At 65.0% G+C, this 18,037-nt stretch carries 24 protein-coding genes; 6 read left to right on the forward strand and 18 right to left on the reverse strand.

Annotation, left to right across the window (positions count from 1 at the left end):
• The first annotated feature begins 7 nt into the window (after nt 1–7).
• Complete coding sequence (locus K5X80_RS12045; protein ID WP_222557967.1) at nt 8–1,420, forward strand: protein adenylyltransferase SelO family protein; 1,413 nt, start codon at nt 8–10, stop codon at nt 1,418–1,420.
• Nucleotides 1,421–1,439: 19 nt separating this feature from the next.
• On the opposite strand, the gene K5X80_RS12050 is transcribed toward K5X80_RS12045, so the two are convergent.
• Nucleotides 1,440–2,174: a hypothetical protein gene (locus K5X80_RS12050; protein ID WP_222557968.1), complete on the reverse strand. Its 735-nt coding sequence runs from the start codon at nt 2,172–2,174 to the stop codon at nt 1,440–1,442.
• Nucleotides 2,175–2,382: 208 nt separating this feature from the next.
• Here K5X80_RS12050 and rarD point away from each other — a divergent pair, with 208 nt between their 5' ends.
• On the forward strand, nt 2,383–3,297 hold the full coding sequence (gene rarD / locus K5X80_RS12055; protein WP_222557969.1) for an EamA family transporter RarD: 915 nt from the start codon (nt 2,383–2,385) through the stop codon (nt 3,295–3,297).
• A 9-nt stretch (nt 3,298–3,306) separates the two neighbouring features.
• Here the strand turns inward: rarD and K5X80_RS12060 are convergent, their stop codons facing one another.
• Together K5X80_RS12060 and K5X80_RS12065 are read right to left on the reverse strand one after the other, a co-directional pair.
• Nucleotides 3,307–4,629, reverse strand: a complete 1,323-nt coding sequence (locus tag K5X80_RS12060; protein ID WP_222557970.1) for a dihydroorotase — start codon at nt 4,627–4,629, stop codon at nt 3,307–3,309.
• 292 nt (nt 4,630–4,921) lie between these two features.
• Nucleotides 4,922–5,761 (reverse strand): alpha/beta fold hydrolase, encoded by an 840-nt coding sequence (locus K5X80_RS12065; RefSeq protein WP_222557971.1) that lies wholly within the window; start codon nt 5,759–5,761, stop codon nt 4,922–4,924.
• 160 nt (nt 5,762–5,921) lie between these two features.
• On the opposite strand from K5X80_RS12065, the gene K5X80_RS12070 reads away from it, so the two are divergent.
• Nucleotides 5,922–6,404, forward strand: a complete 483-nt coding sequence (locus tag K5X80_RS12070) for an MEKHLA domain-containing protein (protein WP_222557972.1) — start codon at nt 5,922–5,924, stop codon at nt 6,402–6,404.
• Between the two features lie 58 nt (nt 6,405–6,462).
• Nucleotides 6,463–7,203, forward strand: coding sequence for a CAF17-like 4Fe-4S cluster assembly/insertion protein YgfZ (gene ygfZ / locus K5X80_RS12075; protein ID WP_222557973.1), 741 nt, complete (start codon nt 6,463–6,465; stop codon nt 7,201–7,203).
• A gap of 381 nt (nt 7,204–7,584) precedes the next feature.
• Here the strand turns inward: ygfZ and K5X80_RS12080 are convergent, their stop codons facing one another.
• From K5X80_RS12080 to rplU, 3 genes are all read right to left on the reverse strand, one after another.
• Entirely contained in the window at nt 7,585–8,142 is a 558-nt protein-coding gene (locus tag K5X80_RS12080) for a GNAT family N-acetyltransferase (RefSeq protein ID WP_222557974.1), read from the reverse strand.
• 217 nt (nt 8,143–8,359) lie between these two features.
• Nucleotides 8,360–8,626, reverse strand: a complete 267-nt coding sequence (rpmA, locus tag K5X80_RS12085) for a 50S ribosomal protein L27 (RefSeq protein ID WP_222557975.1) — start codon at nt 8,624–8,626, stop codon at nt 8,360–8,362.
• 24 nt (nt 8,627–8,650) lie between these two features.
• Complete coding sequence (rplU, locus tag K5X80_RS12090; RefSeq protein WP_222557976.1) at nt 8,651–8,992, reverse strand: 50S ribosomal protein L21; 342 nt, start codon at nt 8,990–8,992, stop codon at nt 8,651–8,653.
• A gap of 255 nt (nt 8,993–9,247) precedes the next feature.
• On the opposite strand from rplU, the gene K5X80_RS12095 reads away from it, so the two are divergent.
• Entirely contained in the window at nt 9,248–9,766 is a 519-nt protein-coding gene (locus K5X80_RS12095; protein ID WP_222557977.1) for a hypothetical protein, read from the forward strand.
• Between the two features lie 314 nt (nt 9,767–10,080).
• On the opposite strand, the gene K5X80_RS12100 is transcribed toward K5X80_RS12095, so the two are convergent.
• Genes K5X80_RS12100 through K5X80_RS12125 form a run of 6 tightly spaced genes read right to left on the reverse strand, consistent with a single transcriptional unit; the run spans nt 10,081 to nt 13,957 of the window.
• Nucleotides 10,081–10,434 carry a Rossmann fold domain-containing protein gene (locus tag K5X80_RS12100; protein WP_222557978.1) on the reverse strand — a complete coding sequence of 118 codons (354 nt, stop codon included), beginning with the start codon at nt 10,432–10,434 and terminating at the stop codon, nt 10,081–10,083.
• Nucleotides 10,421–10,792, reverse strand: coding sequence for a dihydroneopterin aldolase (locus tag K5X80_RS12105; RefSeq protein WP_222557979.1), 372 nt, complete (start codon nt 10,790–10,792; stop codon nt 10,421–10,423). The genes K5X80_RS12100 and K5X80_RS12105 overlap by 14 nt, the downstream gene beginning before the upstream one ends.
• An 18-nt stretch (nt 10,793–10,810) precedes the next feature.
• Nucleotides 10,811–11,236 (reverse strand): SecDF P1 head subdomain-containing protein, encoded by a 426-nt coding sequence (locus tag K5X80_RS12110; RefSeq protein WP_222557980.1) that lies wholly within the window; start codon nt 11,234–11,236, stop codon nt 10,811–10,813.
• A complete protein-coding gene (locus K5X80_RS12115) occupies nt 11,236–12,135 on the reverse strand; it encodes an RsmD family RNA methyltransferase (protein WP_222557981.1) in 900 nt (299 codons plus the stop codon). Before K5X80_RS12115 ends, K5X80_RS12110 begins: the two co-directional genes overlap by 1 nt.
• Nucleotides 12,136–12,144: 9 nt before the next feature.
• Complete coding sequence (gene thrC, locus K5X80_RS12120; RefSeq protein ID WP_222557982.1) at nt 12,145–13,545, reverse strand: threonine synthase; 1,401 nt, start codon at nt 13,543–13,545, stop codon at nt 12,145–12,147.
• A 49-nt stretch (nt 13,546–13,594) separates the two neighbouring features.
• A complete protein-coding gene (locus tag K5X80_RS12125) occupies nt 13,595–13,957 on the reverse strand; it encodes an ArsR/SmtB family transcription factor (RefSeq protein WP_222557983.1) in 363 nt (120 codons plus the stop codon).
• 57 nt (nt 13,958–14,014) lie between these two features.
• Between K5X80_RS12125 and K5X80_RS12130 the strand changes: the two genes are divergently transcribed.
• Nucleotides 14,015–14,461 (forward strand): SRPBCC domain-containing protein, encoded by a 447-nt coding sequence (locus K5X80_RS12130; protein WP_222557984.1) that lies wholly within the window; start codon nt 14,015–14,017, stop codon nt 14,459–14,461.
• Between the two features lie 16 nt (nt 14,462–14,477).
• Here K5X80_RS12130 and K5X80_RS12135 read toward each other — a convergent pair whose 3' ends face one another.
• The 6 genes from K5X80_RS12135 to K5X80_RS12160 all read right to left on the reverse strand — a co-directional run bounded on the left by K5X80_RS12135 (nt 14,478) and on the right by K5X80_RS12160 (nt 17,992).
• Nucleotides 14,478–15,062, reverse strand: coding sequence for an SURF1 family cytochrome oxidase biogenesis protein (locus K5X80_RS12135; RefSeq protein ID WP_222557985.1), 585 nt, complete (start codon nt 15,060–15,062; stop codon nt 14,478–14,480).
• Complete coding sequence (locus K5X80_RS12140; RefSeq protein ID WP_222557986.1) at nt 15,062–15,457, reverse strand: DUF983 domain-containing protein; 396 nt, start codon at nt 15,455–15,457, stop codon at nt 15,062–15,064. Before K5X80_RS12140 ends, K5X80_RS12135 begins: the two co-directional genes overlap by 1 nt.
• A gap of 20 nt (nt 15,458–15,477) precedes the next feature.
• The gene (locus tag K5X80_RS12145) at nt 15,478–16,299 is read right to left on the reverse strand and encodes a cytochrome c oxidase subunit 3 (RefSeq protein WP_222557987.1); all 822 of its coding nucleotides are present in this window, start codon (nt 16,297–16,299) and stop codon (nt 15,478–15,480) included.
• A 78-nt stretch (nt 16,300–16,377) separates the two neighbouring features.
• Nucleotides 16,378–16,935: a cytochrome c oxidase assembly protein gene (locus K5X80_RS12150; protein ID WP_222557988.1), complete on the reverse strand. Its 558-nt coding sequence runs from the start codon at nt 16,933–16,935 to the stop codon at nt 16,378–16,380.
• Nucleotides 16,932–17,069 carry a cytochrome c oxidase system small membrane protein gene (locus tag K5X80_RS12155; protein WP_222557989.1) on the reverse strand — a complete coding sequence of 46 codons (138 nt, stop codon included), beginning with the start codon at nt 17,067–17,069 and terminating at the stop codon, nt 16,932–16,934. Before K5X80_RS12155 ends, K5X80_RS12150 begins: the two co-directional genes overlap by 4 nt.
• Nucleotides 17,069–17,992: a heme o synthase gene (locus K5X80_RS12160; protein ID WP_502778326.1), complete on the reverse strand. Its 924-nt coding sequence runs from the start codon at nt 17,990–17,992 to the stop codon at nt 17,069–17,071. Before K5X80_RS12160 ends, K5X80_RS12155 begins: the two co-directional genes overlap by 1 nt.
• Nucleotides 17,993–18,037: the final 45 nt, after the last annotated feature.

Consider the following 18,037-nt stretch of genomic DNA (forward strand, 5'->3'; position numbering starts at 1 on the left):
TTGCGTCATGCGCGCCGAACCGCAAGCCGCCCCTTACACTCCCGATCCCCAAATCCTGGCTATCGCACAGTGGCTTGGCGATCCGGTTGCCGCTGCCGATTTTCCGGACACCATATTGCGGTTCCGCAATCGCCGGTGGGACAAGGCGGTGGGCCTCGGCGCATTGAGCGATGCCGAATGGATTGCCCATTTCGGCCGGTTCCAGCCTTTGCCGGACAATCTGCCGCAACCGCTTGCCCTGCGGTATCACGGGCACCAGTTCCGCGTGTTCAATCCGGAAATCGGCGACGGGCGCGGCTTCCTGTTCGCGCAGTTGCGCGATGCGCAGGGCCGCCTGCTCGATCTCGGCACCAAGGGTTCGGGCCAGACCCCTTTCAGCCGGAGCGGCGACGGGCGGCTGACGCTGAAAGGCGCGGTGCGCGAAATCCTCGCCACCGAAATGCTCGAAGCGTTGGGGGCCAACACCAGCAAGACGTTCTCCGTTATCGAAACCGGTGAAAGCCTGTGGCGCAACGATGAACCCTCGCCCACCCGCTCGGCGGTGATGGTGCGGCTCAGCCATGGCCATATCCGCATCGGCAGCTTCCAGCGGCTGGCCGCGCTGGAGGAACACGATTCGCTCGCCAGGCTGGTCGACTATTGCCTCGCGCAGTATCCCGGCCCCCTGCCGCCGGAAGATGCGCCGGGGCGCGAGGAGCCCGCGATCATCCTGATGCATCAGGTGGTCGAACGGCTGGCCGATCTCGCCGCGTCCTATGTCACGGCGGGCTTCGTGCATGGCGTGCTCAACACCGACAACATGAACATCACCGGCGAAAGCTTCGATTACGGACCGTGGCGCTGGCTGCCCCGGTGGGAAATGGATTTCACCGCCGCCTATTTCGATCACAGTGGCCTCTACGCTTTCGGGCGGCAGGTCGAAGCATTGTCGTGGAACTGTGCGCAACTGGCGATCGCGCTGCGCCCGCTGGCCGATTCCGCCCCTCTGGTGGCCGCGCTCGAACGGTTCGGCCCGCTCTATCAGGAAAACATGATCCGGCGGTTCCTCTGGCGGCTGGGGGTGGCCCCGCTGTCGCCGGAACGCGATCTCCAACTCGTCGCCACCGCCGAATCGGGCATGCGCGCCACCGCGGCTTCTCCCGATGCGTTCTTCTTCACCCATCAGGGCGGGCGCGCCGCGCAAGGCGATCTCGCCAGTGCACTGGAAGGGTTCGCGCCGCTGGAGCGCAGCCATCCCTATTGGGAAGGCAACCGCCCCGAAGCGCTGCTGATCGAGGAAGTCGAAGCGATCTGGGAACCCATCGCCCGCGATGACGATTGGTCCGCGCTGGAAGCCAAACTGGCCGCGATCCGCCGCATGGGCCAAGCGATGGGCGATCCCCTGCCCCCGGCAGGCCATGCCGCGCCAGAACCGGCATAAGCCGCGCCGCCGCCCGGGCTCAGTTGCTGGTGACGATATCCACTTCGGTGCGGCCCGATGGCAGGCGCCGGGCATAGACCATGTAGGACGACCGTCCCTTGGTGCCGCCCAGCATGTCATCGCCGCCTTCCACCACCCGGTCGATGGTGTAGCCCGCGTTCACACCACGCGTGTAGTAGAACGACAGCACATCCTCCAGCCCCACCGGCGTGGTGAACGTGACCACCCGCAGCGCGCAGCCGTTCTTGTCCGTGCCCGCCGCTTCCTGGACATTGCCGCGCGGATAGACCGGAAACAGCGCCGGCAGGCGCGCCGCCCAGGCCGCGGTATATTCGACCGTTGCGGCGCATTTGGCCCCGGTGGGCGATGATGCCGCCGCCCGCGCCGCGGCGGTAAACGCCGCCGCCTGCGGTTTCCCGCCGCCGGTCGGCTTCGCTCCGGGCAGCACTTTCATCGCCCCCGGCCCACCGACCAGCGCCACCGCTTCGCTCCGCGCGGCGGCGGCCTGCTCCGGCGCATTGTTGTCGGTGGGAAGCATGCCATCGGCCACCACCATGCGGGCGCCGCTGGCGACTTCGTTCTGCCCGGTCAGATCGGGATCGACCATGATCTGATCGGCCAGCGCCCCGGTCAACGCCGGGTCGTCGTTCGCCGGATCGGCCTTCGCCCGTTCCTCCTTGCCGCCGCATCCGGCCATCAGCATGGCGGGCGCCGCCGCCAGCAGAACCAGGGACCGAAAGACGAAACGCGGCATGGGTAAATCCTCGCACAGTTGCCAGAGAAGCAGGCAGCTCTCCGCCGATAGCCACCTGATGTGCACCGCGAAGAATTAATATTCATCCTGTCCCGCTGCGGGATGGTTCGCCAGGCCGAAAATGCGCGCGGGATGCGGTATGGCCCAACCGGGCATTGCGATGGGGCGCAAGCAGGACTAGAGCCCCGCGACCAACAGGAGTGAAGCCGTGCCTCCCTTGCCAGATGCGGATCGTTCGGGACGCGGCCTGCCTTATGCGCTGGCGGCCTATATCGCGTGGGGGCTGTTCCCCCTCTATCTGATGTCCGTGCGCAGCATTCCGCCGGTCGAACTGATCGGCTGGCGCATTCTTTTCACGCTGCCGGTATGCCTGCTGATCGTGACTTTCCGGCGGCAATGGGCGGACCTTCTGGGCGCGCTGTTCAACCGGAAAGTGCTGCCGTGGCTGTGCCTCAGTTCGCTGCTAATCGGCTGCAACTGGACGCTCTACATCTTCGCGATTCTCGAAGGGCACGTCTATGCGGCCAGTCTCGGTTATTACATCAATCCGCTGATCAATGTGCTGATCGGCACGCTGTTCCTCGGCGAAAGCCTTTCGCGCCAGCAATGGCTGGCCGTTGCCCTGGCGGCCGTCGGCGTCGCGATTCTCGCAGCGGGCGCGCTCACCACCTTGTGGATCAGCGTGGTGCTGGCGATCAGCTTCGCGCTTTATGGCCTTGTCCGGCGGACTTTGCCAGTCGGCTCGCTGCCGGGCCTGACAGTGGAAGCCATCGTGCTGACCGCGCCCGCGATCATGGTCATGGTCCATCTCGGCTCGTCCGCTGCCGGGCTGCATCTGGGCAACGATACGCCGGTGGATATCGCGGTCGGCCTGTCGGGCCTCGTCACCGCGATCCCGCTGCTGATGTTCGCCATCGCCGCGCGGCGGATGGATTATTCGACACTCGGCTTCGTGCAGTTCATCGCGCCGACCGTGGTTTTCATCCTCGGCCTGACGGTATTCCACGAACCGCTGAAGCCCGCCCAGTTGTGGAGCTTCCTGTTCATCTGGTGCGCGATCGCGATCTTCGCCTGGGACCTGCTGCGCAAGCGCCGGACCGTGAAGACCGCGACAGCGACTTGACCGGCCCCCTTACAGGCAACCGGCGAAACGGAGCGGTTCGCCCACCGCCTGATTGCCAAGCTGGCCTTCCCACATCGCCACGTGGCCCCGCACAACGGTGCCGATCACCCGGCCCTGCAGGTCCATGCCGGTGAACGGCGACCAGCCGCAGCGGCTTTCCCCCCATTCCTCCGTCACGGTGAACTGTCCCTTGCGGTCCACCACGGTGAAATCGCCGTCATAACCGGCGGCGATGCGGCCTTTGCCGACCAGGCCGAAAACGCGCTGCACGCCCGCGCTGGTCATGTCGATCAGCCGTTCCAGCGTCATGTGGCCTTTGGCCACATGGTCCAGCATCAGCGGCAGCAGCGTCTGCACGCCGGGCATGCCGCTGGGGCTGGCGGGATAGGGCTTGGCCTTTTCCTCGCGCGTGTGCGGCGCATGGTCGGAGCCGAGAACATCGGGCACACCCTGCCGCAGCCAGTGCCACAGCCCATCGCGATGGGCCGCGCTGCGGATCGGCGGGTTCATCTGCGCATAGCTGCCAAGGCGCGGATAGGCGTCTTCCGCCGCCAGAGTCAGGTGCTGCGGCGTCACTTCGCAGGTCGCGATATCGCGGTGCTGCGCGATCAGTTCCAGTTCGGCGGGCGTGGTCACGTGCAGGATATGGATCGGGCGGCGCGTTTCGCGCGCCAGCCGCAGGATGCGCTGCGTCGCCAGCATCGCGCTTTCATCGTCGCGCCACACGGGATGGCTGGACGGATCGCCTTCCACCCGCAAATCCTTGCGCGCGTTCATCCGCGCTTCGTCTTCCGCATGAATCGCCACGCGGCGCACGCCGTTGGCTAGCACGCGGCGCAGATTCTCATCCTCCGCCACCAGCAGACTGCCGGTGGAAGCGCCCATGAAAATCTTCACCCCCGCCGTGCCGGGAATGCGTTCCAGTTCGCCCAGCTGCTCCGCATTGTCCGCCGTAGCGCCGACATAGAATGCATGATCGCACCACATGCGATGGCGCGCGCGCGTCAGCTTGTCCGCCACCCGCTCCGCCGTGTCGGTGTTGGGCGATGTGTTGGGCATTTCGAACACCGCCGTCACCCCGCCCATCACGGCGGCGCGGCTGCCTGTTTCGAGATCTTCCTTATGTTCCAGCCCCGGTTCGCGGAAATGCACCTGGCTGTCGATCACACCCGGCAGGATATCCAGCCCGGTGCAATCGATCCGCCGCCCGCTATCGGCATAGCTGCCGATGCCGGCGATCCGCCCATCGCGCACCGCCACATCGCCCACCACGGGGCCGGACGGCGTATGGATCGTGCCATTGGCGAGGACGAGATCGGGGGCGGTGCTCATGCGGTGGCCTTTGCGGTTGGGTGGCATCAAGTTGACACAGTTGACACTGTTCAAGGGACAGGAAACCGGCGCCCTTCAACCCGCCCGCGCATAGCGCGAAAAGGGGTGAAAAGGCGGCAGACTCAGGTCCATGGCCACCCTTTGCCACAGACCGCCCGTGTAGGACAGGCCAAGGAGAACAGACCATGCAAGGCGGGACGCGGCCGCACGGCAGCCACGCCCCGCTATCTCAGAGGCGATTGTATCTTTGCAAATACTCCACCCCCGCTCGGCCTGTTCAGCCGGACCGCATTCAACGCTTCAGGAAGCCGAGCACGACCTGTTCGAACGCGGCCTTCTGTTCGATCATCGCCCAGTGGCCGCATTTGGAGAACACGTGCAGTTCGACGTTGGGGATAAGCCGCAGCGGCAGCATCGCGATGTCGAGCGGGTTCACCCGGTCATCCCGGCCCCAAGTCATCAGCGTCGGCGCCTGGATCTTAGGCAGATAGGCGAAGCCCTGCACCGCGTCCGGCCCGCTCATGCCCGCGGCAATCATGTCGAGCATCTGGCGCGAATACATCTTGGCGTTGGTTTCTTTCGCGCCCGGTTCCAGCGCGACCGAAAGGCGGGCCTCGATCAGTTCCTCGGTCAGCATCTCGGGATTGTAGACCATAGACCGCAGCCAGTGGACGATCATCTCGCGCGTCGGATTCTCGACGAATTCGCTGAGCCGCGCGATGCCTTCATAAGGGAAACCGGTGAACAGCGGCACGCCGATCCCACCGATCGTGACCAGCTTCCTGATCCGGTCGGGATAGGCCGCCGCGAACCGGCCGCCGACCATGGCGCCATAGGAATTGCCGATGATGCTGGCGCTCTCGATCCCCAGCTGGTCCATCAGATGCAGCACCGCTTCGACCGCGGCGCCCACCGGCTCGCCCGCAATCGGGCTGCTGCCGCCATAGCCCGGCAGATCGGGCGCGATGCAGCGGTAATGCTCGGCGAAAACCGGGAGATTGCCGCCGAAATTCATCCATGCCGTAACCCCCGGACCGGAGCCGTGCAGCATGAGCAAAGGTTCGCCTTCACCCATTTCGTGATAGCTGATCTGGCCTTCGCCATAGGCCAGTGTCTTGGGCGTCGCAGTCATGGAAATGCCTTTCGCTTTGTTCTCAAATGCTCTCTTCCGGCTGCTCGTTTTGCATTTGGAAGGCCCGACTGCAACGCCGCAATGCCCGTCGGCGACGAATTTCGCGGCTGATCGGGCGAAGGGGGATTGATTCTCGCAGGAAGAAGGCCAGTTTGCCTTTATGGACGGTCCCGCCCCCACGCTCACCGATGATAGCGAACGCGCCAGCATCGAAGCCCATGCCGGGGCGGATCGCATCGCTTTGATCGCCAGCAGTTTTCATCGCGTCACCGGCCGGCCGCTGCTGGCGGGCGGCGGCCCGCTGTGGTCCGCGCCGATGGTGATTCTGGCGCACGGCACGCAGGACGATCCGATCTTCTTCTACGCCAACCGCATGGCGCTCGCGCTGTTTGAAACCTGCGCCCGCGACGTGATCCGCATGCCTTCGCGCTATTCCGCCGAAGCGATGGAACGGGCCGAGCGCGCCCGTTTCCTCGATGCGGTCGGCGCGCGCAATTTCATCGCCGATTATGCGGGTATCCGCATTTCCCAACGCGGCGCGCGCTTCCGCATCGAACAGGCGGTGGTGTGGAACCTGCTTGATGGCGATGGCGCGATCCATGGCCAGGCGGCTTGTTTCGACCGCTGGACTGCGTTGGATTGATGCCGATGCCCGCCTTCACTCCGTTTTCCCGCCCTCAGAAAGAAAGCCAGCCCTGCCTATGACCGCTACCCGCCTGTTCGGCCGCGCCGTGATCCGCCTTTCCGCCGAAGACCCGGGGGAAGACGCAACCGATTTTCTCCAGGGCCTCGTCACCAACGATATCACCGGGACATTACCCGTCTGGACCGGATTGCTCACCCCGCAGGGCAAGGCGCTGTTCGATTTCCTCGTCTGGCCGGGGGCGAACGACAGCCTTCTGCTCGATTGCGAAGCGGACCGGGCCGATGCGCTGGTGAAGCGGCTTTCGCTCTATCGCCTGCGCCGCAAGATCATGATCGCGCGTGACGAGACGCTGGCCGTGCACTGGCGGGGCCATAACGGCGATGGTGCGGCCACCGATCCCCGCCTCGCCTCGCTGGGCGAACGTTGGCTGGCTCCTGTCGCCCCCGACGATCAGCCCGCCGATGCCGAATGGCTGCGCCATCGCCTGGCTCTCGGCGTGGCCGAAGGGGTGGCCGAACTGGGCGATGGCGAAACGCTGTGGCTCGAATGCAATGCGGCGGAACTGCACGGGGTCAGCTTCGCCAAAGGCTGCTTCATCGGGCAGGAAAACACCGCGCGGATGAACTGGCGGCAGAAGGTCAACCGGCGGCTGGTGGTGGTGCCGCTCGATCAGTCGCTCCCGGACCGGCAGCGGATCGCCTATCCCCAACTGAACTATGCCGTCGATCATCTGCGGGTCGACACGATCGACCGCAAGCACGTGCCGCGCTGGCTGGCGGCGGCGCTGGACGAATGAACATTGGGATGACACCGATTCGCACTGACGTGGGCCGCTGCGTGCCATTCGAACGACGCGTTAACCAAGCGACGTGTTGATAAGGCAGGAAAACTGTTCGTTTGTCCGCAACGATTGACATCCATGTAATCTACAATAGATATACTCGGGTTTGAAAATCGAATGCAGCCTGCTCAAGCATGCCGAATATTTCACGGCGGCGGCTTGGGTTTTTGCATTTCGTGCCGACCAGTTCGCCATGATCCGGAATCCATGCCCGCATAGGTCCCGGATCGTGTCGCCGAAGGCCAGTCCTTCGGGTCGCGACTCCCCCCTCGATCACCCCCCAAGTATGGAGGGGGGAGTTTTCGGCCCGCCCTTATAGCGCGGCCGAAAACTCCCTCATGCGGCAGCGGGCATTTGCGGCTCCGGATCGGAGCCGGCCACATCGCCGAGATCGAGGATATGGCAGCGGGTCGCGACTCCCGCGCCGCCATGGCCCGCGCTCTTGCGAACGCAGATTTCGCCGGTCGCCTTGAAGCCGAGCTTGTGCAGCACCCGCGCCGACGCCGGGTTGTCCAGGGCATGCGCCGCATAGATCCGCCGATGGCCGATGGCCGCCGCGCTGGCCAGCAAGGCACGGCCCGCTTCGGTGGCATAGCCACGGCCCCAGAAGCCGCGCGCCAGCCAATAACCCAGCTCGACACCGTTTACCGACTGCTGCAGCCCGATCCCGCCGATAAGCGGCGCGCCGGGTGTGTCCGGCACGGTGATGACGCATTGCGGCAGCAGCGGGTTCTGCGCCCGCGCGGCGAAATCGCGCGCATCCTGCTCGCTGTAGGGCCAGGGGACACTGGCCAGCATGCGCACGATGCCTTCATCGTTGATGCCTGTGTGGATCGCCTGCCAGTCTTCCGGAAAGGCCGGGCGCAGGAACAGCCTCTGGCTGCGAATGAACATGATCGTCTCCTCTCGAGTCCGCTCGAGGGTATCCCGTCACAGGATCGCATAAATCCCGCGCGTGACACCCGTATTTCGATGGACCGCATCGGGTCCGGGAGAGAGGGAGATAAACGCAAAGAGGGAGACGGGACGGGGCCCCTCTCCCTCTCGCAGCCGCGCTAGAAAAGCGCGGCGGGGCCATCCCGGTGGATGGCCCTGTAAAATGCCATCCGGCTTATTCCGCGGCCATCGCCACGTCGACCGACACGTATTTGCGGCCGAGCTTGCCATCGTGGAAGCGCACGCGGCCACCGGCCAGCGCGAACAGTGTGTGATCCTTGCCCATGCCGACATTGGCGCCCGGGTACACCTTGGTCCCGCGCTGGCGCACGATGATGTTGCCGCCGATGACTTCCTGGCCACCGAACTTCTTCACACCAAGGCGACGACCGGCCGAATCGCGGCCGTTGCGCGACGAACCGCCTGCTTTTTTATGTGCCATTTCGCTCTACTCCGTCGCTTGCTTTCAGTCGGCCTTGGCGGCCGCAGCCTTCTTCGCAGGGGCCTTCGAATCGCCCACGGCCACGATACGCAGCAGCGTGAGCTGCTGGCGATGGCCGTTCTTGCGGCGATAGTTGTGGCGGCGGCGCTTCTTGAAGACGACGACCTTTTCACTCTTCGCCTGAGCGATGATTTCCGCCGAAACGGCAACCTTGGCCGCGTCCTTCAGCCCTTCACCGTCACCGGCGAGGAGGACATCACCCAAAGTGATCGTATCGCCGGCTTCACCAGCCAGCTTTTCGACTGCGATCTTGTCTCCGGCGGCAACCCGATACTGCTTGCCGCCCGTGCGCACTACTGCGAACATGGTGCCTTATCCATTCAACTTGCTGTGCCACATCGTTCCTGCCCCGCCCCAAAACGGCTCGTGACCCTAACGACGCGCCGACGCCCCGCCCCAGTGGCAGGCGCCGGAAAGATGGCTGCCGTTAGGCAAAACCCTCCGCCATGTCAACGGAGGAAAACCGTCCGCCCGCCGGAATATCCCCGCCACGCCCGGCCTCGCAGGGCCAGGACACGCGCCAGGCTGGCATGGCGCGCGGGGCGTGCTATGGCATCGGCCATGGTTTGCAAACCCGTTTCCGCCCCCGCATGCGGCCTCGCCCTGATCCTAGCGCTCGGCGCCTGCACCAGCACGTCGGACCGTTATCCCTCGCTGGCGATTCGGGAAGCCGAGCGGATTCACGGCAGCGCCCAGCCGGTCGCCCCTGCCCCGCCCCCCCAACCGGTGCAGCCGAGCGCAGAACTGGCCCAGCGTCTTGCCCAGTTGCGCGGGGAAGCCACCCGCTCGCATCAGGCGTTCCTTTCCGCCGCGCCGCGCACGCGGGCCCTGGTCAACGCGGCGCGCGGCAGCGCCGTGGCCAGCGATCCCTGGATTGCGGCGCAAGCCAGCCTGTCCGGGCTCGAAGTGACCCGCAACCGGACGATGGAGGCCATGGCCGACCTCGACAAGCTGCTGCTGCAGGCGGAGATGGAAGGCGGCGCGCGCGAAGCCGTGGCCGAAACGCAGGCACAGGTGAACTCTCTGCTCGACGAGGAAAACGCGCTGGTACGCCAATTGGCCGGCAGCCTGCGCCAGTAAAAATCCGCCACCCCCGCTCAGTCTGAGCGGATTTGGGATTTGGGGAGTTGCAAAGGTTACACCCACCCCAAAAGTTGCGCGGATCGCCGAAGCAACCCGCGCCAGTTTGGGGAGAAGCAGAATGAGAATGGGAACGGCGTTCCAGCCCATCCCCTGATCGAAAGCCGATCAGCCTCTTTGCTGCGACACCGGACATAGCCACGCGAAGCCGCGGCGGACTTGACCGCGATCAAATCGCGCGAAATTGTCTTTCCGGGGCGCGGCCAATCCGATGGATTATCGAAATACTCCGCATTCCTTCGATCAGAAGCGAATCATGCCTGATCCGGCGCATTCGCCTCATCGATTGCCAGCATCTGCCCGGTGACGCCCGGCGCAGAATCGAGATAGGCCAGCGTGCGCGCCGTCGCATCCGCTTCGCCACCAGCCAGCCCGACCACTCGCACCGGGGCATGGGCGCGGGCGAGATCGGCAATCGCCGCGCGCCGCCATGCGCGATGATCGTAAGGCGCAGCCGGGAAAATCACCACCAGCAAATCCGGCTGCCCGGCGATCAGCCGCGTGATTTCCGGCAGGTGATGAACATGGAAAGCGGTCGAGGCGTCCAGCGCGGCCTGCGGCAAGGCGCCCGTGCGATAGATCGCCCGCGCCATATCAGCGCCGTTCACGGTGCAGAGTGATGCCGATCTTCTCGTTATGCTCGGCAATCGCCAGCTTGACGATTTTCACCGTCACCGCTTCGACTTTCCGATCCTGAAGGAACAGCGTGTCGCAGACGTGATCGGCCACGGCTTCGATCAGTTTGAAATGCACCCCTTGCGGCAAGGCTTCGGAAGCCGCAAATTTGAGGTCCATGTAATTCTTGCTTTCGACCAACGGCGTGTCGGGCGCATAGTGATCGGCCACTTTGTAGCGGACGGTGATCGTGAAGCGCAGCGGCTGCGGCTTGCCCGTCTCTTCCGAATAGATGCCGGTCAGCACGTTGTGTTCGAAATCGGCGACTTCCAGAATCAGGCTATCGGGCATCGGGGGTCCAGTCAGGAATTATGCGGCGGTGGACGCGGGATCGCCCGCGCCGAAGGGGCATGGCGCCGCCACAGCGGCGCGCGCGCGTTCGATCTGGGCATCATCCATCCCGCTGATCGACAGACGGCCCCCGGCGATCGGCTCCCGCACGACCGGCTCGGTCAGCACCGCCCCGTCGAGCCACACGGTGATGGATTTCCCCACCGCCTGCGCCGTCAGCCGGGCGAAACGCGCCCCCGCGTCCGGCGTCAGTTCGATCGAAAGCTGGCGCATCGCGCCGTTGAAGTCCGCCGCATCCGCGGCATTGACGACCGTCTCCGCGCAGAGCGGAATGTCCGCCACCCACAGCCCTTGCGGCGACGGCGGCGCGGCGTCTTCCGCACCGGCGGGAATCGCAGCCAGGCCCAGCAATGCCAAAGCGGAAAGAGACAGCAGCGTGCGCATCAGTCGTTCCTCCAGCGGGCGAAAATCGCGGTCGGCAGCAGGCGGCCCTTGTCGCCGTCCTCCCGCACCGCCAGATCGCCATGTTCGATCGTACCGGGCAGATCGGCGAACAGTTCCGCCAACAGCCCCGCCAGCGCAAGGCTGGACATCCGCACCGCATAGACGGTGAGGAACAGGAAGCGGCTCCGGGTATCGAGTAGGCGGCGGCAATCGGCCATCAGCGCGGGCAGGCTGTCTTCCAGACGCCAGACTTCGCCGTTCGGCCCGCGCCCGAACTTGGGCGGATCGAGAATGATCCCGTCATAGCGCTTTTCCCGCCGCACTTCGCGCGCAGCGAATTTGGCCGCATCGTCGATCAGCCAGCGGACCGGGCGGTCGGCCATGCCGGAAAGCGCCGCGTTCTCCCGCGCCTGGGCAACCGATTTCTTCGAGGCATCGACATGCGTGACCTGGCCGAAGCGGCTCAGCGCCAGCGTGCCCACGCCGGTATAGCCGAAAAGGTTGAGCGTCTGCGCATCGTCCATCCCGGCCAGCATCTCGCCCATCCAGTCCCACACCGGGGCCATGTCGGGGAAGAAGCCGAGATGGCGGAACGGGGTGCATTGGGCGGTGAACCGCACCGTGTCCGGGCCGTTGGGCCAGGCCAGCGGCCAGCCTTCGCGCGGAACAGGGCCGGAAAACTGCCAGCGCCCGCCGCCGTCCTCGTCCGCACCGGGCACGAATTCGCCATCGGCGGCCCATTCCGCCTCGCGCGGGCGCCACAGCGCCTGCGGCTCGGGCCGGATGAAGCGGCGCGCGCCATACCGTTCCAGCTTGCGGCCATCGCCGCTGTCGACGAGGCCGTAATCCCCCCACCCCTCGCCGGCGAGGATCAGGGGCGAGGTTGCAAGATCGGCCATCGCACCCGGTCAGGCGTTCGGTGTCGCATGCTCTGCGACATAGGCGGCGATCGCATCGTAGTCGCCCGCCAGTTCGACGTAGCGTTCCTCACGCTCGAACAGGTCGCCGATCCGGCCCGGCAAGCTCGGCCGGGTGCCGGTGGCGCGTTCCACCGCATCGCGGAACTTGGCCGGATGCGCGGTCGCCAGCGTGACCAGCGGGATCGACGGATCGATGCCGGCGGCACGCGCGGCGTGCAGGCCGATGGCGGTGTGCGGATCGATCACTTCGCCGCATGCCTCGTAAGCCCAGCGCATCGCCTTGGTCATGTCGTCGGCATCGGCGCGCGCGCTGGCGAACAGCGCCGCCGCGCCTTCGCGCTGCGCATTGGTCAGTTGCATCGCCTTCGCCGCTTCGAAGCCGCGCATCTGTTCGGCCAGAGCCAGGCCATCCCGGCCGCCGACATCGAACAGCAGGCGTTCGAAATTGGAACTGACCTGGATATCCATCGACGGGGCCGCCGTGGGCGTGACCGTGCCGGTCGAATAATCGCCGGTGGACAGCGCCCGGTGGAGGATATCGTTGACATTGGTCGCCACGATCAGCCGCTCGATCGGCAGGCCCATCTGCGCGGCAACATAACCGGCGAAGACATCGCCGAAATTGCCCGTGGGCACACTGAAGGCCACTTTGCGATGCGGCGCGCCCAGTTGCACGCCCACCGCGAAGTAATAGACCACCTGCGCCATCAACCGCGCCCAGTTGATCGAATTGACCGCGCTGATGCGGAAACGCCCGGTCATCGCCGTGTCGCCGAACATGCGCTTCACCATCGCCTGCGCATCGTCGAAGCTGCCGTCGATGGCGATGTTGTAGACGTTGGGCGCCAGCACCGTGGTCATCTGGCGGCGCTGCACGTCGCTCACCCGGCCATTGGGGTGAAGCATGAAGATATCCACCCGGTCGCGCCCGGCCACCGCGTCGATCGCGGCGGAGCCCGTGTCCCCGCTGGTCGCGCCGACGATGGTCAGCCGCTCATCCGTGCGGGAGAGGAATTCCTCGAACAGCAGGCCGAGCAATTGCAGAGCCACGTCCTTGAACGCCAGCGTCGGCCCGTGGAACAGTTCCAGCAGCCAGTTCTGCTCGTCCAGTTGCACCAGCGGCGTCACCGCCTTGTGAGCAAAACGGCCATAGGCCTGCTCGCACAGGTCGAGCAGCTTTTCCGGGGTCAGGCAATCGCCGACGAAAGGCTGCATCACCCGCGCGGCAAGCTGCGCATAAGGCAAACCGGCCAGCGCGGCGATTTCCGCTTCCGAAAAGCGCGGCCATGCGGACGGGATATAGAGCCCGCCATCCGATGCCAGACCGGCGAGAGTGACGCCTTCGAAATCGAGCGCCGGGGCGCTGCCACGGGTAGAGACATACTGCATGGCCGCGGGCCTTAGTCGCTGCCCTGTTGGAGAGCAAGTGGCGGCGATCTTATGCTTGCGGCGCGGCTGCCGCTTCCCTCCGTGCCGGTTCGGCTTCCAGCGCCCGTTTGAGGCCGAGCAATCCGCCCGCGGCATGGGCCGCATGCGGACCGATCCAGCGCTGGTGGATTTCCTGGATCGGCATGGCGTCGAGATGGTTGAACCGTTCCCGCCCTTTGCGCGCCACCACGACCAGCCCGGCCCGCTCCAGAACCCTGAGATGCTGCATCACCGTGCAGCGGTCGAGCGGGGCGAGCAGATCCGCCAGTTGCCCGGTGGTGAGCGGGCGATCGCGCAGGGCATCGCAGATGCGCCGCCGCGTCGCATTCGCCAGCGCCTTGAAAACGAGGTCCACCCGATCATCCGTTGACATGTTATATTTTTATAACATAATTTGCCGGACAGCAAGGCCGAGCGAAGGAGTCGCGGCATGGAACTGAAATTCAGAGTCTTCGGGCGCATCGCCCGCCCCGTGGCGGAAGTGTTCGAAGCGGTCGTCAACCCGGATCAGCTCTCGCAATATTTCACCACCGGCGGGGCGCAGGGCCGGATCGAAAAGGGCGCGACCGTCACCTGGGATTTCGCGGACTTCCCCGGTGCCTTTCCGGTGGAAGTGGTGGACGTGATCGAAAACAGCCTGATCGTGCTCCACTGGGAAAGCAACGAAGGCAACGGCGTGATGACCGAAGTCACCATGCGCTTCACCGATTGCGGCGGCGGCGTGACTCTGGTCGAGATCGGCGAGGCCGGATGGAAGGAAAATCAGGCCGGGCTCGATGCCAGCTATGACAACTGCATGGGCTGGAGCCAGATGCTCTGCGCGATGAAAATGTGGGTCGAACACCGCATCCGCATGCGCGACGGGTTCTACAAGTAGTCGGGATAAGGCCGCCTTATCCGGCCTTATCGCTGTCGCGCAGCCTGCGCCGCAACGCCAACGCATAGATTATCAGCGCGGTCGCCGCGAAGAAGAACCACTGCACCGCATAGGACACGTGGTTGTTGGGCAGATCGTGCGGATCGGGCTTGGCCAGTTGCGTCAGGCCCGCCTGCGCGGGCACCGCGACCAACCGCACGCCATGGGCTGCCGGGGCGACGATGCCCTGCACCGTGCCGCCATCCCATGCCGCAATCGCCGGATCGCGCGACCAGCCCAGCGCCACTTCCGCTTCGCCCTCTGGAGTCGCGCAGCGCACGGTCTGCGCCCATCCCGCCTCTTGCGCGGCGTTGCGCCCGGCTATCGGATTGCGGGCCAGCACGCGCCGGCATTCCAGTGCGCTGCGGTGATAGAGCGCCGCTTCGCGCTGATCTTCCGTGAAGGGGAACGCCACCGCCGTCCCTGCCTTCGCCGCCCGATCATAGCGGGCGAGCAGGTCTTCCTTCCACGCGGCGCGCTGCCATTGCCATACGCCCGCCGTCACCATCACCGCCACCGCGATCAGCACCAGAAGCGTGGGCAGGATGGGCAGGCGCCGCATCATTCCTCGCGCACGTCCGCCCCGCCCGCTTCGCGCGCGCCCCGGCTGTATTCCGCGTAAAGCAGCGCCGCCTTGCCCAAGCGCAGTCCGAAAATGACCGCAGCGACAGTCATCGGCACCCACAGGATCACATGCACCCAGAACGGCGGATCGACGGCGATCTGCAACCACAGCGCGAGGCCGGTGATCAAGGCCCCCACGATCAGCGTGAGAAAGGCAGCCGGGCCATCCCCGACATTGAAACTGGAATAGTCCAGCCCGCAGACCCGGCACCGCCCGGCGAAGCGGACCGCCCCGGCGAACAGCGTTTTCGCCCCGCAGCGGGGGCAAAGGCCGAAAAGGGCAGCCTTGCCAAGCGGCGGCTGCCCTTCTTCATGCGTGTGCGGATCAGTCATCTGACAGCGCGATCACACGATCAGTGGATCGGTGCGCCCCAGCCGCCCCAGACATAGATGACGACGAACAGGAACAGCCAGACGACATCGACGAAGTGCCAGTACCATGCCGCCGCTTCGAACCCGAAATGCTGCTTCGGCGTGAAATGGCCAAGATAGGTGCGGCGCAGACAGACGATCAGGAAGATCGTGCCGACGAGGACGTGGAAGCCGTGGAACCCGGTCGCCATGTAGAACGCCGAGCTGTAGGTGTTGCCACCGAAGCCGAACGGCGCGTGAGCGTATTCGTAGATCTGAATGCTGGTGAACAGGATACCCAGCAGGATCGTCAGCCACAGGCCCTTCTTCAGCCCTTCGCGATCACCGTGGATCAGGCAATGGTGCGCCCAGGTGACAGTGGTGCCCGAACAGAGCAGGATCAGCGTGTTGATCAGCGGCAGATCGAACGGGTCCATCACCGCTTCGATCGCCTTGGGCGGGAAAACGCCGCCCACGGTCTCGGCCAGTTCCGACGGGAACAGCGCGAAATCGAACCATGCCCAGAACCAGCCGACGAAGAACATCACTTCCGAGGCGATGAACAGGATCATGCCATAGCGGTTGTGCAACTGCACCACCGGCGTGTGATCACCGGCCTGCGCTTCGGCAACGACTTTGGAAAACCAGCTGAAAAACGTCACCGCGAGAGCGAGGACGCCCAGCATCACCACCGGCTTGCCGAACGGCAGCTCGTGCATGAACAGCACCATGCCCGTGGTGAAGAGAAGCGCCGAAAGCGATCCGGCCAGCGGCCAGATATCGGGCGGCAGGATATGATAATCATGGTTCTTCGTAGCAGCCATGTAACGTGCTTCCTGATTGCGGGGCTTCCCCATTTCCCAGCGCCCCATTTATCGTTCTGTTTTCACCCGGTCCAGAGGTTAGGAAGGGCTGTCCTCTGCCTTGTGGAAGGTATAACTCAAGGTAATCTGCTGCACATCCTTGGCATCTTCGTCCTGCGCGATCCGCGGATCGATATAGAACAACACCGGCATACGCACTTCCTCTCCCGGCTGTAGCGTTTGCTCCGTGAAGCAGAAACATTGAATCTTGTTGAAATACTGGCCGGTCTGTTCCGGTTCGACATTGAATGTCGCGGTGCCGGTGACCGGCTTGTCCGAATTGTTCTTCGCGATGAAGAACGCCAGATCGCGCTGGCCCAGTTCGACCGTATCGGTGGTGTGTTCGGGATGGAACGTCCACGGCATATCCGGCCGCACGTTCCCATCGAAGCGCACCGAAATCGTCGTGCCCGCGGCGCGGACCTGGCTCGCCTGCGCGGCGGTGACTTTTTGCGTGGTCCCGGCGAACCCGGTCACCTGGCAGAACAAGCGATAAAGCGGAACCGAGGCGAAACCGAGCCCCAGCATGGCGCCCGCCACACCCAGCGAAATCAGCCCGATCCGGCGATTCCTTTGGCCCAGTGCCGCCACGCTCATAGCGATTCCTTCATCCGCACAATGGTGATCGCAAACAGCAACACCGCAAATCCCCCGAGCAGCAGGCCGACCACGATGTTCCGCGCCCGCATCCGCCGCTTGTATTCTTCGTCAGGTTCGAACTGTCCTGTCATCATGCCAATCCCTGCACGGAAATCCAGCGATCTGCAACCAATGCCGCGAAGATCACGAAAAGATACAGCACGCTGTAGCCGAACAAACGCTTTTCCGGCCGCATCGCATCGTCCGGCCCTGTCGACCGGCGCAGGGCGACCGGCACCGACAGCGCGAGAAACAGGCCCGAAAGAATCAGCGCGCTGACGGCATAGACCGCCCCCGCCCCGCCGACAAACCACGGCGCCAGCGACAGCGGCAGCAAGATCACGCAATAGCCGAGGATCTGCTTGCGCGTGGACGCCTCACCCGCGACCACCGGCATCATCGGAATGCCGACTTTGGCGTAATCGCTACGCACGAACAGCGCCAGCGCCCAGAAATGCGGCGGCGTCCAGAAGAAGATGATCGCGAACAGCAGCACCGGCATCAAAGTGATGTCGCCTGTCACCGCAACCCACCCGATCAGGGGCGGAAAGGCCCCCGCCCCGCCGCCGATCACGATATTCTGCGGCGTGCGCGGCTTGAGCCAGATCGTATAGACCACAGCGTAATAGACGACCGACAGCGCGAGGATGATCGCCGCCAGCCAGTTGACCGCCACCCCCATCAGCAGCACCGAGGCCGCCGACAGGCCGACGCCGAAATCGCGGGCGCTGGTCCGCGCCATCCGTCCGGCGGGCAAAGGCCGCCCGGCGGTGCGCCGCATGCCCGCGTCGATATCGGCTTCCCACCACTGATTGAGCGCTGCGGCGCCCCCGGCCCCGAGCGCGATGCACAGGATTGCGGTGAAGCCGATCACGGGATGGATCGTTCCGGGCGCGGCGAGCAGGCCGCACAGGCCGGTGAAGACCACCAGGCTCATCACTCTCGGCTTGGTCAGCGCATAGAAATCCCGCCAATCGGCCGGAAGCTGCACCGCGCTGTGGCTCGTACTCATCATCTCAAATCCTAAAGGCAGGGGCGCACCGCACCCGGCGCGCCCCCA

The sequence above is a fragment of the Caenibius sp. WL genome, assembly GCF_019803445.1.
Lineage (GTDB): Bacteria > Pseudomonadota > Alphaproteobacteria > Sphingomonadales > Sphingomonadaceae > Caenibius.

What these genes read in the sequence shown, in the direction of transcription:
- K5X80_RS12115 (WP_222557981.1), bottom strand. Translation starts at nt 12,135, where the DNA reads ATGGCCGATCTTGCAACCTCGCCCCTGATCCTCGCCGGCGAGGGGTGG.
- K5X80_RS12140 (WP_222557986.1), bottom strand. Translation starts at nt 15,457, where the DNA reads ATGACTGATCCGCACACGCATGAAGAAGGGCAGCCGCCGCTTGGCAAG.
- K5X80_RS12155 (WP_222557989.1), bottom strand. Translation starts at nt 17,069, where the DNA reads ATGACAGGACAGTTCGAACCTGACGAAGAATACAAGCGGCGGATGCGG.
- K5X80_RS12070 (WP_222557972.1), top strand. Translation starts at nt 5,922, where the DNA reads ATGGACGGTCCCGCCCCCACGCTCACCGATGATAGCGAACGCGCCAGC.
- rpmA (WP_222557975.1), bottom strand. Translation starts at nt 8,626, where the DNA reads ATGGCACATAAAAAAGCAGGCGGTTCGTCGCGCAACGGCCGCGATTCG.
- K5X80_RS12125 (WP_222557983.1), bottom strand. Translation starts at nt 13,957, where the DNA reads ATGTCAACGGATGATCGGGTGGACCTCGTTTTCAAGGCGCTGGCGAAT.
- K5X80_RS12045 (WP_222557967.1), top strand. Translation starts at nt 8, where the DNA reads ATGCGCGCCGAACCGCAAGCCGCCCCTTACACTCCCGATCCCCAAATC.
- K5X80_RS12105 (WP_222557979.1), bottom strand. Translation starts at nt 10,792, where the DNA reads ATGCCCGATAGCCTGATTCTGGAAGTCGCCGATTTCGAACACAACGTG.
- K5X80_RS12135 (WP_222557985.1), bottom strand. Translation starts at nt 15,062, where the DNA reads ATGCGGCGCCTGCCCATCCTGCCCACGCTTCTGGTGCTGATCGCGGTG.
- ygfZ (WP_222557973.1), top strand. Translation starts at nt 6,463, where the DNA reads ATGACCGCTACCCGCCTGTTCGGCCGCGCCGTGATCCGCCTTTCCGCC.
- K5X80_RS12080 (WP_222557974.1), bottom strand. Translation starts at nt 8,142, where the DNA reads ATGTTCATTCGCAGCCAGAGGCTGTTCCTGCGCCCGGCCTTTCCGGAA.
- K5X80_RS12160 (WP_502778326.1), bottom strand. Translation starts at nt 17,992, where the DNA reads ATGATGAGTACGAGCCACAGCGCGGTGCAGCTTCCGGCCGATTGGCGG.
- K5X80_RS12130 (WP_222557984.1), top strand. Translation starts at nt 14,015, where the DNA reads ATGGAACTGAAATTCAGAGTCTTCGGGCGCATCGCCCGCCCCGTGGCG.
- K5X80_RS12065 (WP_222557971.1), bottom strand. Translation starts at nt 5,761, where the DNA reads ATGACTGCGACGCCCAAGACACTGGCCTATGGCGAAGGCCAGATCAGC.
- K5X80_RS12060 (WP_222557970.1), bottom strand. Translation starts at nt 4,629, where the DNA reads ATGAGCACCGCCCCCGATCTCGTCCTCGCCAATGGCACGATCCATACG.
- K5X80_RS12050 (WP_222557968.1), bottom strand. Translation starts at nt 2,174, where the DNA reads ATGCCGCGTTTCGTCTTTCGGTCCCTGGTTCTGCTGGCGGCGGCGCCC.
- K5X80_RS12095 (WP_222557977.1), top strand. Translation starts at nt 9,248, where the DNA reads ATGGTTTGCAAACCCGTTTCCGCCCCCGCATGCGGCCTCGCCCTGATC.
- thrC (WP_222557982.1), bottom strand. Translation starts at nt 13,545, where the DNA reads ATGCAGTATGTCTCTACCCGTGGCAGCGCCCCGGCGCTCGATTTCGAA.
- K5X80_RS12150 (WP_222557988.1), bottom strand. Translation starts at nt 16,935, where the DNA reads ATGAGCGTGGCGGCACTGGGCCAAAGGAATCGCCGGATCGGGCTGATT.
- rplU (WP_222557976.1), bottom strand. Translation starts at nt 8,992, where the DNA reads ATGTTCGCAGTAGTGCGCACGGGCGGCAAGCAGTATCGGGTTGCCGCC.
- K5X80_RS12110 (WP_222557980.1), bottom strand. Translation starts at nt 11,236, where the DNA reads ATGCGCACGCTGCTGTCTCTTTCCGCTTTGGCATTGCTGGGCCTGGCT.
- K5X80_RS12145 (WP_222557987.1), bottom strand. Translation starts at nt 16,299, where the DNA reads ATGGCTGCTACGAAGAACCATGATTATCATATCCTGCCGCCCGATATC.